The organism is Actinosynnema sp. NPDC004786 (assembly GCF_053601135.1).
On sequence record NZ_JBSGBG010000008.1, the window covers coordinates 115,774 to 129,855 of the forward strand.

The 14,082-nt window shown below is 73.1% G+C and carries 8 protein-coding genes and 1 pseudogene; 3 read left to right on the forward strand and 6 right to left on the reverse strand.

The window, feature by feature from the left end; all coding sequences use genetic code 11:
* Positions 1 to 12: 12 nt before the first annotated feature.
* The 5 genes from fabF to ACWEFJ_RS09470 form a co-directional block, all read right to left on the reverse strand.
* Positions 13 to 1,263, reverse strand: a complete 1,251-nt coding sequence (fabF, locus tag ACWEFJ_RS09450) for a beta-ketoacyl-ACP synthase II (protein WP_378087350.1) — start codon at positions 1,261 to 1,263, stop codon at positions 13 to 15.
* A 26-nt stretch (positions 1,264 to 1,289) separates the two neighbouring features.
* Positions 1,290 to 2,990, reverse strand: a complete 1,701-nt coding sequence (locus ACWEFJ_RS09455; protein ID WP_449713497.1) for a thiamine pyrophosphate-binding protein — start codon at positions 2,988 to 2,990, stop codon at positions 1,290 to 1,292.
* Between the two features lie 32 nt (positions 2,991 to 3,022).
* Positions 3,023 to 5,719, reverse strand: a complete 2,697-nt coding sequence (locus ACWEFJ_RS09460) for an aldehyde dehydrogenase family protein (RefSeq protein ID WP_449713437.1) — start codon at positions 5,717 to 5,719, stop codon at positions 3,023 to 3,025.
* A gap of 1,101 nt (positions 5,720 to 6,820) precedes the next feature.
* Positions 6,821 to 7,333 carry a DUF4342 domain-containing protein gene (locus ACWEFJ_RS09465; RefSeq protein WP_449713438.1) on the reverse strand — a complete coding sequence of 171 codons (513 nt, stop codon included), beginning with the start codon at positions 7,331 to 7,333 and terminating at the stop codon, positions 6,821 to 6,823.
* 46 nt (positions 7,334 to 7,379) lie between these two features.
* Positions 7,380 to 8,351 (reverse strand): magnesium transporter CorA family protein, encoded by a 972-nt coding sequence (locus ACWEFJ_RS09470; protein WP_378087344.1) that lies wholly within the window; start codon positions 8,349 to 8,351, stop codon positions 7,380 to 7,382.
* Between the two features lie 324 nt (positions 8,352 to 8,675).
* Between ACWEFJ_RS09470 and asnB the strand changes: the two genes are divergently transcribed.
* From asnB to ACWEFJ_RS09485, 3 genes and pseudogenes are all read left to right on the forward strand, one after another.
* A complete protein-coding gene (gene asnB / locus ACWEFJ_RS09475) occupies positions 8,676 to 10,511 on the forward strand; it encodes an asparagine synthase (glutamine-hydrolyzing) (RefSeq protein ID WP_449713439.1) in 1,836 nt (611 codons plus the stop codon).
* A gap of 610 nt (positions 10,512 to 11,121) precedes the next feature.
* Positions 11,122 to 11,226 (forward strand): annotated as a pseudogene (locus tag ACWEFJ_RS09480) (DNA-binding response regulator); the annotation flags it as partial.
* 1,038 nt (positions 11,227 to 12,264) lie between these two features.
* The gene (locus tag ACWEFJ_RS09485; RefSeq protein ID WP_378087334.1) at positions 12,265 to 13,065 is read left to right on the forward strand and encodes an NPP1 family protein; all 801 of its coding nucleotides are present in this window, start codon (positions 12,265 to 12,267) and stop codon (positions 13,063 to 13,065) included.
* A 114-nt stretch (positions 13,066 to 13,179) separates the two neighbouring features.
* On the opposite strand, the gene ACWEFJ_RS09490 is transcribed toward ACWEFJ_RS09485, so the two are convergent.
* The gene (locus ACWEFJ_RS09490) at positions 13,180 to 14,007 is read right to left on the reverse strand and encodes a peptidoglycan DD-metalloendopeptidase family protein (protein ID WP_378087332.1); all 828 of its coding nucleotides are present in this window, start codon (positions 14,005 to 14,007) and stop codon (positions 13,180 to 13,182) included.
* Positions 14,008 to 14,082 lie beyond the last annotated feature (75 nt).

Below are 14,082 nucleotides of genomic sequence, written 5' to 3' on the forward strand. Positions count from 1 at the left end.
CCCTGGTCCTCCCTAGCCCTGCCACCGACGCAGCACGACGACGGCGTTGTGGCCGCCGAAGCCGAAGGAATTGCTCATCACCACGTCCACGTCGTGCGCCTGCGCCTCGTGGGCGACGAAGTTGACGGCCGGGTCGATCGGCCGGTGGCAGTTGATCGTCGGCGGCACGAGCCCGCGGTTGATCGCCATCGCGCCGACGATCGCCTCCACCGCGCCCGCCGCTCCGATCATGTGCCCGGTCATGGACTTCGTGGAGCTGACCGGGATGCGCTCGACGTGGTCGCCGAACACGGCGCGGATCGAGTCCAGTTCGGACTGGTCGTTGAACACCGTGCTGGTGCCGTGCGCGTTGACGTAGCCGACGTCCTCGGGCGTGAGGCCCGCGTCGGCCAGCGCGCCCCGCATGGCGGCCCGCGCGCCCCGGCCCTCCGGGTGCGGCGCGGTCCAGTGGTGCGCGTCGGACGTGGCCGCGTAGCCCGCGACCTCGGCCAGGATCGTCGCGCCGCGCGCCAGCGCGTGCTCCTCGGACTCCATCACCACGATCCCGGACCCGGAGGCCATCACGAACCCGTCGCGGTCCTCGTCGAACGGGCGGCACGCCTCGGTCGGCGCGTCGACCCGGCCGGACAGCGCCTTGGCGTTGCCGCTGCCCGCCATGTCCACCCGGGTCAGGATGTTCTCCGCGCCGCCCGCGATCACCGCGTCGACCACGCCGTAGCGCACCCACCGCGCGGCCTCGCCGATCGCGTCGGTGCCGGACGCGCAGGCGCTGCTCAGCGCCCGGGTCGGCCCGGTCACCCCGAACGCCAGGCTGATCTCGCCCGCCGCGCTGTCGATGGCGCCGGTGACGGGCGCGAACGGGCTGACCGCGCGGGGCCCCTTCTCGTTGAGCACCACCACGTGCTCGCCGAGCGACTGCATGGGCCCGTAGCCGCTGCCGATGAGCGCGCCGACGCGGTGCCCGTTGTCCTCGGTGATCTCCAGCTTCGCCGTGCCGACGGCCTCGGAGGCGGCGGCGTACGCGTACTGCGCGTACGGGTCCATCCGGCGGAGCTGCTTGTGGCTGAGGTACTTCTTCGGCTCGAAGCCCTTCACCTCGCCCGCCAGGTCGGTGGGCAGGTCGGAGGCGTCGATGACGGTCACGTGCCCGATCCCGCTGCGCCCCGCGACCAGCGCGTCCCACGTCTCGTCGGCGGTGAGGCCGACCGGGGACACCACGCCCCAGCCGGTGATGACGACCCGCCTGCCGTGCCGTTCGGCCATGTGCTGCTCCTCGCTTCGATCGGGGGTCAGTCGGCGACCGGGAAGCTGCCGCCGAGTTCGTGGTCGGCGAACAACGCGTCTTCCAGGCGCGCGGGGACGTTGAGGACGACGACTTCGCCCTCCTGCGAGCGCCGCCAGGCGTCGGCCACGTCGGCGCGCAGCGACTCCTTGGTGACGGTCACCTGGTGCACGCCGCGCCACGCGGGGGCCTGCGCCGCGACGGCGTCGGGGTCCACCAGCGCCGTGCCCGCCAGGTCGCGGTTGTGCGGGCCGAGCTGGGAGTGCAGCCAGCCGTAGCCGCCGTTGCGCAGCACCACGTACAGCAGCCCCCGGCCGAGCGCGACGGCCGTCGGCAGGTCGGCGTCGAACAGGCCGAACGCGCCGTCGCCGACGAACGCGACCACCGGCCGGTGCTCCGCCGCCGCCTTCACGCCGACCGCCGCCGCCGCGCCGAACCCGAGGCTGGTCTGCTCGGACGGCACGACCGAGCCGGCGCCGTGCGCGCACTCGAACCGGGGGAAGCTGTAGGACCACATGTCCTGCAAGCCGTTCTCCTGCACCAGGACGCGGTCGGCGGGCAGCTCGGCGTCCAGCGCGGCCAGCACCTCCACCACGTGCAGCTCCGGCTTCGCGGCCAGGTCGGCCAGCTCGCGGCGGTGGTCGGCGCGCAACCGCTGGTGCACCTCGTCCACGCGCTTGGACCACTCGACCGGCGCGGTGTCCACGACCTGCTCCAGCCACGCGCGGCACACGTCCGCGCCGTCGCCCAGCACGACCGGGCCGGCGTACCCGGTGGCCACGCCGGCCGCGTCCACGTTGACCTGCACCACGGGCACGGTCGTGCCGAGGGCGGCGGGCCAGCCGTAGGTCGCGGTCTCCTCCAGCCGGCTGCCGAGCACGACCACGCAGTCGGTGTCGGCCCACAGCTCCTTGGCCCGTTCCGGGGCGTACAGGCCCGCCAGGCCGATGAACCGCACGGACGACTCGTCCACCACGCCGCGCCCGCTGGCCGTGCACGCGAGGGCCGCGCCCACGCGTTCGGCGAACCGCTCCACGACGCCGTCGGCGTTGCGGTGCCGCAGGCCGCCGCCGACCAGCACGATCGGGCGGCGGGCGGTGCGCAGCACGTCCAGCGCGACCGAGTCGTCGGCCACCGCGACCGCCGCCGGCCGTTCGACCGGCGGCGGGGGCGGCGGCACGGGCACGTCGACCTTGAGCAGGTGGTCGGGCACCTCCACGTACACCGGACCGGTCGCGCCGCTGGTGGCGACGAGGACGGCCCGGCGCACCGCGGGCGCCAGCCGGTCGGGGTGCTCGACCCGGGTCGCGGACTTCACCAGGGGCGCGATCACCGCCTGCTGGTCCAGCTCCTGGAACGCGCCGCTGCCGCGCCGCTCGGCCGCCGTGCCGCCGGACAGCAGCAGCACGGGCGCGCCGGAGGACGCCGCCTCCAGCAGGCCGGTCGCGGTGTTGGTCACCGCGGGGCCCTTGCCGACGAGCGCGACGCCGAGCGCGCCGGACCGCATCGCGTAGCCGGTGGCCATGAACACCGCGTTGCGCTGGTCCCGGCACACCACGAGCCGGACGCCGGCGGCGTGCAGCGCGTCGAGCGCGTCCAGGTCGTCGTCGGGCAGGCCGAACACGACCCGGACGCCCGACTCGGCGAGCAGCCGGGCCACGGCGTGCCAGGCGCCCCGGACGTTGCCCGGCTGGAGCTGCGCGGACATGTCGATCACCCCCATCTCCTCCTCGGCGGTCGTCAGGCCGTGCGGCCGGCGACGTCGGACGCGGCCGTGCGGTCGCCGCCGAGGTGGTCGGCGACGGCCTTCGAGATCAGCAGCGGCTCGGCGTGGCGCTTGCGGCCCAGCGAGACGTAGTTGGCGCGGATGCCCGTGCCGCCGAACGGCGCGTTGCCGTCCTCGATGTCGATCACGGTCTCGTTGAGGCTGACCGTGTGCCGCTTGCGGAGCAGCTCGACGGTCTCGGGCAGGTCGCCGTAGACCGTGGCGGCCATGGCCCGCTCCTGGAAGTACTGGTGGTCGAGCATGCCGTGCAGCCAGTCCGTCGAGGTGTACGGCACCACGTTGAAGATCGGCGCGAACAGCTCCGGCGGCGTCATCTTGGTGTCGGCGGGCCGGATCAGCACCGTCGGGCTGAGGTGGTCGTCCACGAAGTTGACCTCGCCGCCCGCGGCCAGGTGCTCGCGGCTGGAGCGCAGGTAGTCGAGCGACGCGTCGAACGCGTCCAGGTAGAACATGTGGCTGTAGTCGGCGTTGGGGTCGTCGAACCGGCCGTAGCGCAGGTTGTCCACCCGGCGGCAGAGCAGGTTGCAGAACTGCGCGCTGATCGAGGTGTGCACGAACACGACGTCCGGGCCGAAGCAGTCCTGCCCGGAGTTCAGCATCCGCACCCGCAGCAGCCCGTCCACGGCCTTCGGGATGTCGGCGTCCGGACCGACCACGAACGGGTTCACGCCCTGTCCGAAGTAGAGGAACATCTGGTCGCGGCGCAGGCCGGCGCGGATCTTCTCGGCGTTCTTGAACGTGCCGGTGAACACCAGCACGTCCGAGCGCGCGCCCTCGCCCTCCAGGAACTCGCGCTGGTCGGACCCGTCGAGCACGATCGGCAGGTGGTGCACGCCCGACAGCAGCTCGTGCAGCTTCAGCAGCTGGTCGGCGATGCGCCGCGACGGCCGGAACACCACGCGTTCGCTGTAGAGGCTGGGGATCGCCAGGTACAGCACGTAGCTGTAGAGCGGGATGTTCGACGGCATGAGCACGCCGATCTGGCCGACCGCGGGCGGCCGGTACCGGGCCACCTCGGCCGCCGCGCCCTCCAGGGCGGCGATCGACGCGTCGATCTCGCCGTAGGCGGTCTTGTAGCTCATCACCTGCGTGAGCAGGGACATCACCTCGGCGCGGCGCTCGCGCAGCAGGCGGGCGAGGTCCGTCAGCCGGGAGAGCCGGTCGGGGAACGGGATGGCCGACAGGTCGGCGTCGCCGTGGTCGCGGTCCTTGGGGAACACGCCCTTGACGCCTTCGAGCGCCACGGTGGACTCGGCGAGGTCGCGCAGCGCCTGCAGGTCCACCTTGCCGTTGCCGCCCAGCGGCAGGTCCTTCACCACGACCACGCGGTTGGGCTGCTCGTGCGCGGCGACGAACCGGGACACGGCGCGCTTCCAGTGCGCCACCGGCTGCCCGGTCGGGTCGGTGATCACGAACACGAGCTGGGTGCCGCGCTGCTCGTCCTCGACCGGGATCACCCGCACCGGCGCGCCGCACGCGCCCGCCTTCTCCGCGATGGCGTCGGGGTAGAGCGTGTGGCCGAAGCGGTGCACGGCCGACTTGCGGCCCAGCACGCGGACCTGCCCCTCCGGGGTCAGGTAGCCGATGTCGCGGGTGTGGAACTCCTGCCGCTCGACCTCGCGCACCCGGCCGCCGGGTTCGAGCAGGCCGACCATGATGTCGGGGGTGCGGACCACGACCTCGCCGACCTCGCCGGCCGGCGCGGGGTTGCCGAGCGGGTCGCGGACCTCGACCACGACGCCGTCCAGCGGCGTGCCGCAGTGGGTCGGGTCCTCGGTCGAGGCCAGGGCGATGTTGCCCGCCTCGCTGCTGCCGTACCCGTCGAGCAGGGTGGCCTGGAACCGCTTCTCGAAGCGGGCGCGCAGCTCGTCGCGCAGCGGTTCGCCGCCGACGCACCACATGCGCACCGAGCCGAGGTCGCGGGTGTCGCGGCGGTCGACGACGCGCAGCATCGTGTCGTACGTGGCGGGGACCGCGTCCACGACGGTCACGCGGTGCCGGGCGATCACGTCCAGCGCCTGGTCGACGCGCCGGCTGGGCGCGATCACGAGCGTGGCGCGGGCGTTCCACCAGAGCATGAGCATGGACAGCCCGTACTGGTGGGTGAACGGCAGCATCGGCAGCAGCACGTCGGACTCGACGTAACCCATGCGCCGCTGGGTGCGCTCGACGTTGCGCAGCACGGACGCGCCGGAGCGGACGATGCCCTTGGGCTTGCCCGAGCTGCCGGAACTCCACACCAGCAGCGCGTCGCGCCGCTGTGCCCACCGCGCGAAGGTCGGCTCGGGCACGTCCGCGACCGGGACGTCCAGCGCGGTCTTGACCAGCGCGTGCAGGTCGAGCAGCCCGGCCGCGACGCGGTCGAACGCCGGGTCGGCCTGGTCGGCGTCGGTGACGAACCACCGCGCGCCGGAGTCCACGACGTGCTCGGCGGCCTGCGCGGGCGGCAGGCCGGGGTCCACGAGGCCGACGGAGACACCCAGCTCCATCAGCGCGAACAGGACCACCACGAAGTCGTCGGAGTTGCGGGCCGACAGCACGACCCGATCACCGTCGCCGACCCCGCGTTCGCGCAGCACGCCCACGAGCGCGTGGCAGCGTTCGGCGACGTGCGCCAGGGGTGTTTCCCCGCCGTGTTCGTTGACAAGCATGGCTCTGCCCTCGTTCCTCGTTCATCGGACACCCACCGGGGCGTTGACGCGGAATGGACCCGGTCCGCCGGCACGCGAAATCCCGAAGTCGGGTATCGCATTCATGGCATGCGCCATTGCCGCGCGGACAGGCGTGGGCGGCTCACGAACCTGAACGTGAGCCGAGGCTTTCGGACACAATTCACCCGCAGCGCACGCGGGGGTGCCGGAATGAGCGCCGAGGCGCTAGGAGGAGGGCCGCGCCGCCCGTGGCGCACGCGCCGGACGGGGCCGGCGCCATCGGCGCGATCGGGGCGCACAACTCGGCGGAACGCCTGGCGAGGCGGTGTCCACCGCGTCGCCCGAGTGCCTGCCGGTAGTGCCCGCCTCACGTTTGTCCACCCCGCGCACCGCGTTCCCGAATCGTCCGGGAACGGCGGTGAACGGGCCCCTGGGACAGGAGATCGTCATCACTGCCGTCGTCCTCGATGGAAGTTCGCGCGCGGCCGGCGGACCACGCGTCACTGGTCTTGCGCACGCCGACCGGCGTGCCATCACTTCCCCGACCCCGGCGGACCGCGAGAAGTGGCCGATCACCGAAACAGCTTCGTTAAGTTCTAACGGGCTGTGACCTGTTCCCGTTCATCAGCACCGACTACCTTGGCAACCGACGTGGGGGATCACAATCAGCCGATTGGCGCAGCACCACGGCAAAACCGTGTCAGAACGTTGAACGAGAACGGGCTTCACATTGACGGACGCGGCAAAGTAGCGATGCGCCGAGGGCCTGTCAAATCGAGCGCGCGGCCCGGCGTGAACAGCCGTGAACTTCCGGCACGGCCCGGTACCGGGCTAACATGGAGATATAGAAAGCATATAGGGGTCGCTGCCGGCCGCTCGTCGGGCGATCTTCACGTTAACTTTGCCGACAGGTCGTCCGCCGGGTGTCGCGCACGAGCGGGGCACCGATTGAGACGCGCCGTCGCATCCTCCGGGGCCCGACCTGCGAACCTCCGAAGTGGACGTGAGCCGGTGGTATGGGGTGGTGGGGGCGAACGAAAACACCGCGCCCCCGAGGGGACGCGGTGCCGGGAACGCGGTGGCGCGACGCCGCCGCGGTGATCAGTTCGCGGACGGCGGCGCACCGCCCGATCCGGATTCGCCCGACGCGGTTCCGGCGGTCCCGGAAGCGGCCTCGGCGGCGTCGGTGTCGGCGGGCGCGGCCTCGGCGGCGGTGTCGGCGGCCTTGGTGTCGGCGGCGGTGTCGGTGGCCTCGGTGGCTGCGGTCCCGCCGGCGGTGTCGGCGGCAACGGCGGTGCCTTCGGCGGCGGCATCGCCGGCGTCGGCGGTGGCCGTGTCGGCATCGGCGTCGGCGGTGGCGGTCGGGTCGGGGTCGGTCGGGCGTTCCACGGCCACCGACCACGGGCCGGCGAGCGCGGCGAAGGCGGCGACCGCCGTCACCACCGGCGCGGCCACGGCGGCGACCACGCCGGCCGTCACCGGGATGTCCAGCACCGGCTCGCCCTTGTCGTTGCGCACCACCACCCGGCGCGCGTTGCCCTCCTGCACGAGCTGCCTGATCTTGTCCGTCAACGCCTCGACCCCCGGCGCGCGACGATCGTCCTGCTCCGTCATCTGCTACTACCCCCTTCTCCCCGCCATCCTCCCGCGCGCCCGTCGCTCAGATCCAGTCGCGCCGCTTGAACAACCGGTACAACCCGGCCGACAGCAGCAGCATGGCGACCGTGGACACCCAGAAGCCCCAGGCCGTCCCGTACCCCGGGTAAGGCACGTTCTGGCCGTAGAACCCCGTCACGGCGGTCGGCACGGCGATGATCGCCGCCCACCCGGTCACCTTCTTCATGATCATGTTCAGCCGGTTGCCCTGGAGGTTGAGCTGGATGTCCCGGATGGTGGCGACCATGTCCCGCAACGACTCGGTCCACTCCGAGGCGCGCAGCACGTGGTCGTACACGTCCTGGTAGTACGGGGCCATCCGCGCGTCCACCACGGTGTGGTCGCGTCGGATCAACCCGTTGAGCACCTCCCGCATCGGCAGCACGACCCGGCGCAACGTCACCAGGGACTTGCGCATCGCCAACGCGCGCCGCTGCATGTCCGGGTCGTTCGGGGGCTCGGAGAACACCAGGTCCTCCAAGCCCTCGATGTGGTCGTCCAACGCCTGCACCGCCTCGAAGTGGCTGTCCACCACGAAGTCGAGCAACCCGTGCAGCAGGAACCCGACGCCGCTCCCGGCCAGGCTCGCCGACTCGTCCCACCGCCGCGCCACCGCGTCGATGTCGAACCGGTCGTCGTTGCGCACCGTGACCAGCGCGCGCGGCGTGACGAACGCCGACAGCTCCGCCGTGGTCAACCGGCCCGACACCCGGTCCAGGCTCACCGCATACGCGTTCACGAGCAGGTGGGTGTCGTACTGGTGCAGCTTGGGCCGCTCGTGCGTCCCCAGGGCGTCCTCCACGGACATGGCGTGCAGGCCCAGCTCGTCCGCGATCGCGGCCATCTCCGACTCCGACGGGCCGCACAGGTCCAGCCACACGACGGCGTCCTCGTCGGACAGCAGCCGGGACACCTCGGTGACCGGGAAGTCCTCCTCCGCGAGCACCCCGTCGCGGTACAGGCGGTTTCGTGGCACGTGATCCACCGTAGCGACGGACCGGCCGGACCGCGGCACGGCGACGAGCCGCCTCGGGCCGCCGGACGGACACGCGGCACGCCCCGTTGACGCCCGTTGTCGGGAATGTCCGGAAACCCCGGGCGCTCGATCCCGAAGCGCCGCAACGCCTCTTCCCGAAGCACGCGCCCCCTACCCGGCGCCGGGAAAGTACGGTGACGCAACCAACTGGCGTGGCGGGGACGAACGGGCAGGTCGGCCGGTGTCCCCGCGCTCCTCACGGCGGCGCCGGTTTGCCGACCGGCGGCGCGAGGAGCACGCTCCGGGGAGCACAGGAGGCGGACGATGTGCGGAATCACCGGCTGGGTCTCGTTCGACCGCGACCTCACCCGCGAGCCGGAGGTGCTGGGCGCGATGACGCGGACCATGGCGTGCCGCGGGCCGGACGCCTCGGGCACGTGGACCGACCGGCACGCCGCGCTCGGCCACCGGCGGCTGGCCGTGATCGACCTGCCCGGCGGCGCGCAGCCGATGACCGCGCGCACGCCCGGCGGCGAGGTCGCCCTCGTCTACAGCGGTGAGTGCTACAACTACGTCGAGCTGCGCGAGGAGCTGGTCGGCCTGGGCGAGCGGTTCACCACGTCCAGCGACACCGAGGTGGTGCTGCGCGGCTACCTGCGGTGGGGCGCGGCGGTGGCGGACCGGCTCAACGGCATGTACGCGTTCGCCGTCTGGGACGCCCGCGACCGGAAGCTCGTCATGGTCCGCGACCGGCTCGGCATCAAGCCGCTCTACTACTACCCGACCGCGGACGGGCTGCTGTTCGGGTCGGAGCCGAAGGCGATCCTGGCCAACCCGCTGGCCGAGCGCGTGGTCAACGTCGACGGCCTGCGCGAGTCGCTGGCCTACGTCTTCACTCCGGGCCACGCCATCTGGGCGGGCATGCGCCAGGTCGAGCCCGGCACGGTGGTCACGGCCGACGCCGGCGGCGTGCGGGAGCGCACCTACTGGCGGCTGGAGACCCGCGCGCACGAGGACGACCTGGAGACCACGGTCGGCCGCGTCCGCGAACTGCTCGACGACACCGTGGCCAGGCAGCTCGTCGCGGACGTCCCGCGCTGCCTGCTGCTGTCCGGCGGCCTGGACTCCGGCGCGTTGACCGCGCTGGCCGCGGCGCACCTGGGCGACGAGCGGGTGCGCACGTTCGCGGTCGACTTCACCGGCCAGACCGACCGCTTCACCCCGGACGAGCTGCGCGACACCCCGGACGCGCCGTTCGTGCGGGACGTCGTGCGGCACGTCGGCACCGAGCACGCCGACATCGTGCTCGACCCGAAGGGCCTGGCCGACCCCGAGGTCCGCCGTGCCGCGATCGTCGCCCGCGACCTGCCGATCACCCTCGGCGACATGGACTTCTCCCTCTACCTGCTGTTCAAGGAGATCCGCGCGCGGTCCACCGTGGCGCTGTCGGGCGAGTCGGCCGACGAGCTGTTCGGCGGCTACCGGCACATCCACACCCCGCAGGTGCAGCGGGCCCGCGCGTTCCCCTGGATCGCGTTCAACGTCGGGCCGCTGGACAAGGACGGCCACGGGCTGGACCGGGCGTTCCTGGACCGGCTGCGGCTGGAGGAGTACCGGGGCGACCAGTACGCGCGCGCGGTCGCCGGCGTCGAGCGCGGCGACGCCGGGGACGACCACGAGCACCGCATGCGGATCATGATCCACCTGCACCTCACGCGGTTCCTGCGGTGGCTGCTGGACCGCAAGGACCGGCTGAGCATGGCGGTCGGCCTGGAGGTGCGGGTGCCGTTCTGCGACCACCGGCTGGTGGAGTACGTCTACAACGCGCCGTGGTCGTTCAAGAACTACGACGGGCGGGAGAAGAGCCTGCTGCGCGGCGCGGTCGAGGACGTGCTGCCGCACTCGGTCGCCTGGCGGGTCAAGAGCCCGTACCCGTCCACGCAGGACCCGTACTACGTGCGGCAGTTGCAGGAGCAGGGCAGGGAGCTGGCCGCGCGGCGCGACCACGAGGTGTTCGGGCTGGTCGACCGGCCGTGGCTGGAGCGGGCCTGCGGCCTGGAGCCGGCGGCCGTCGACCGGGTGACCCGGCTCGGCCTGGAACGGGCGCTCGACTTCGCGCTCTGGCTCGACGTCCACCACCCGCGGCTCGTCCTCGCCTGATCCTGGGAGTTCCCGGTGGACCGGTCGCGGCGACCACGGTCGCGGGCCGCTCGCCGCGCGGGGCGGGCTCGACGTGGTGCCGCTGGGGGTCTCGCCGGCGGGCGTGGTGGTGCTGGGCGCGGTGCTGCGGCGCGGCGGGGGCGGGCTGTTCGGCCGCGGCGCGGTGGCGGCGGTGGCCTTCCCGGCCGGGCTCGTCGCGGTGACGTGGTGGGCACGCGGCACGCCGGCGCTGCGGCCGTCCGGCGGCGGGGCCTCGGTCTGCGGTGCGCCGACCGCCGGCGGGTTGGGTCGGAACGGACCGCTCGACGTGGGCTTCTCCGTGCCGGTCGGGTCGACGCCGCTGATGGCGGTGGGCTTGGTGGCGGTCGTCGTCGGGGTGTGCCGGGTGGCCACGCGGTCCCGGGCCGCCGACGGGGTGCTGCGGGCCGTGCTGTGGGCGTTCGGCGGGCTGCTCGGCGCGGGGTTGGTCGTCGCGTGGGGGTGCGGCGGCCGGGGGGTGTGCTGCTGCTCCTGCCGTCCGCGGTGTTCGGCGTGCTGTCGCTCGGGCTGGGCGTGCCGTGGACGTGGGGCTCGGACGGCGCGCTGTCGTGCGTCCTCCGCCCGGGACCGCCAGTCGGACAAGGTGACCGGGCTGTCGCTGGGGGCCGACGACTACGTGACCAAGCCGTTCCACCTGGAGGAGTTGATCGCCCGCATCCGCGCGATCCTGCGCCGGACCGCGGGCCACCACGCGGACGTGCTGACCGTGGGCACGGTGGCGTTGGACGCCGAAGGGCACCAGGTGACGCGGGCGGGGCGGCCCGTCCGCGTCTCCTCCACGGAGTTCCGGCTGCTGCACTACCTGATGGAGAACGCCGGGCGCGTGGTGTCCGTACGTGATGCGGGAGCCCGCGCGGTGACGCGCTTCTCGTTGCGGGCCAGGCTGTTGCTGCTCACCGCGGGCCTGCTGCTGGTCGGGCTGGTCCTGGTCGGCGCGGTGGTGGCGGACCAGCTGGAGCGCTACCAGCTCGGGCGGATCGACGCCCAGCTCCGTTCGTTCACCGAGATCATCGACGGCGTGAGCGCGCAGGGGCCGCCCGAGGTGCTGTACCGGATGGGCGCGATGCCCGACCGCGCCGACGTCGACCAGGCGATGCGCCGCATCGACCGCGAGGCGACCAGGCTGACCACGCTCACCGAGGACCTGCTGCTGCTCGCCCGGCTCGACGAAGCGCCGGAGGGACAACTCGACCGCGCCCCGATGGACCTGCGGACGCTCGCTAACGACGTCGAACTGGAGACCGCCGCGGGCGAAGGCGCGTGCTTCCGCCTCACCCTGCCGCTGTCCGACCAGCCCTGAACCGACACGGACCGGCCTGGCGGGAACCGGCAACCGACCACCACTCCGGACCACCGACCCCGCACTCGCGCCAGGCCAAACCAGCACCGCCCGGAACCGCGCCGAGCCGCGCCGGGATTGGCCGGACCGGGCCACGCCGGTCCCGGCCCGGCCCGGCCGGGCCGGGCCGGGCCGGACGAGGCAGGGCAGGCGGGACCGGACGAGGCAGGGCGGGGCCGGGCAGGGGGCGAGGCAGGGCCGAGCGCGGTCGGTCGGATCGGGGTGGGCACCGGTGTTCGCCACCTGTTCGCCTCGGCGCGACCAACGGCGGGTTGACGGCGTCACGCGCCGGCCGGGAACCTCGGAGCCGGCCGATGATCTCCGCGTCACCGGCCGCCTCCGCCGCCCGTGCCACTCGACCCCCGGATGGAAGGCATGGTCGCCGTGACCGCCACACCGCCCCGCACGACCCCCAGCGCCGCACGAACCGCCACCAAGTCGCTCACCGCCCTGCTCGCCGCGGTCCTGCTCGCGGTGCTCGTCCCCGGAGCCGCCTGGGCCGAGCCGCCGCAAGCCCTGCCCGCGAGCCACGCGGCCGCCGACGGCAAGTGGCAGCCCGCGTTCGACTACGACACCGACGGCTGCTACCCCACGCCCGCCGTCTCGCCCTCCGGCGCGATCGCCACGGGCCTGAAGAACTCCGGCGCGCTCAACGGCCAGTGCCGCGACCAGTCCGACCTGGACAACACGAACTCCTACTCGCGCTCCAAGTGCAACAACAACTGGTGCGCCTACCTCTACGACCTGTACTTCGAGAAGGACCAGGCCGTGCCGGGGATCGACTGCTGCGGCCACCGCCACGACATCGAGCACGTCGTCGTGTGGGTGAGCGGCGACCAGGCGCAGTACGTCTCCACCTCCGCGCACGGCCGGTACTCGACCTACCCGCGCTCCCAGGTCGCGTGGGAGGGCACGCACCCGAAGATCGTCTACCACAAGGACGGCCTGAGCACGCACTGCTTCCGCCTCGCGGGCGCGACCGAGCAGCCGGAGAACCACTACGGCACCTGGCAGTACCCCGACCTGGTGAGCTGGGACCACTTCCCCGCCGGCATCCGCGACATCCTGGTGAACGCCGACTTCGGCAGCGCGAGCCTCGCCATCAAGGACGGCGCGTTCGCCTACAACCTCGCCCAGGCCAAGCCCGCGGGCATCCCGTTCGACCCCAACGCCTGAACCGCCATCGCCGAACGACACCCGCTCCGGGCACGGGCGTGCCAGGTCCCGCAGGGGCGAACCCCTCGACCCGGCCGCCGCGTGCCCGCGCGGTCACGGACCACCCGTGCGACCTCAGTCGTACTTGTCCTGGTTGAGGAAACGGGCGAAGCCGCGCCAGGAGTTGGGTCCCATCACGCCGTCGATCGGGCCGGTGTACCCCCACCGCGCGGCCAGCCGCTGCACCGCCGCCCACGTGTTCGGGCCGGGCACGCCGTCGATCGGACCGGTGTAGCCGTACCCGCGCATGGCGCGCTGCAAGGCCGCGTACGTGTTCACGCCGGGGACGCCGTCGATCGGACCGGTGTACCCGTGCTCGATGCGCAACCAGTTCTGCGCGCGCTTCCACAGGATCGCGCCGGGGACGCCGTCCTGCTCGGTGGTCGTCTTCGGCAGGCCCGTGCCGCTGCCCAGGTAGGTCAGCGGGTTGATGCGCGTGCCGCTCGGGTTGATCATGTGCCAGTGCACGTGCGGCCCGGTGGACGAGCCGGAGCCGGGTGCGCCCGGCGCGCCGCCGGACAGCCCGACGACCGCGCCCATGCCGACCCGCGTGCCGTTCGCCAGCAGGAACTGCGACAGGTGCATGTACTGGGTGCGGTAGCCGTTGTCGTGCTGGATGGTGACGGTGTGGCCGCCGGTGCCGTTGTACGGGATGTTGGTCACCACGCCGCCGCCCGCCGCGGGCAGCCGCGTGCCGACGGGCATGCCGTAGTCGATGCCGCCGAGCGAGCCCCGGTTCAGGTGCTCCTGCCAGGTCCCGGTGATCCCGTAACCGCTGAACGGGTTGTAGAACCCCGGCACGGCGGCGTCGGCCGGCCGCGCCACGACGCCGACCGCGGTCACCACCCCGGCCGCGACCGCTCCGTGCAGGAGGGAGCGCCTGCTGATCCAGTCGTTGGTCACGTGCCGAACGTAGGGGCGGCGCGGACGTGCGGGCATCGTGCGTTCGACCGACGGCCGTTCGCGCGCGATGCCGCC

What these genes read in the sequence shown, in the direction of transcription:
- ACWEFJ_RS09485 (WP_378087334.1), top strand. Translation starts at nt 12,265, where the DNA reads ATGGTCGCCGTGACCGCCACACCGCCCCGCACGACCCCCAGCGCCGCA.
- ACWEFJ_RS09455 (WP_449713497.1), bottom strand. Translation starts at nt 2,990, where the DNA reads ATGTCCGCGCAGCTCCAGCCGGGCAACGTCCGGGGCGCCTGGCACGCC.
- fabF (WP_378087350.1), bottom strand. Translation starts at nt 1,263, where the DNA reads ATGGCCGAACGGCACGGCAGGCGGGTCGTCATCACCGGCTGGGGCGTG.
- asnB (WP_449713439.1), top strand. Translation starts at nt 8,676, where the DNA reads ATGTGCGGAATCACCGGCTGGGTCTCGTTCGACCGCGACCTCACCCGC.
- ACWEFJ_RS09465 (WP_449713438.1), bottom strand. Translation starts at nt 7,333, where the DNA reads ATGACGGAGCAGGACGATCGTCGCGCGCCGGGGGTCGAGGCGTTGACG.
- ACWEFJ_RS09460 (WP_449713437.1), bottom strand. Translation starts at nt 5,719, where the DNA reads ATGCTTGTCAACGAACACGGCGGGGAAACACCCCTGGCGCACGTCGCC.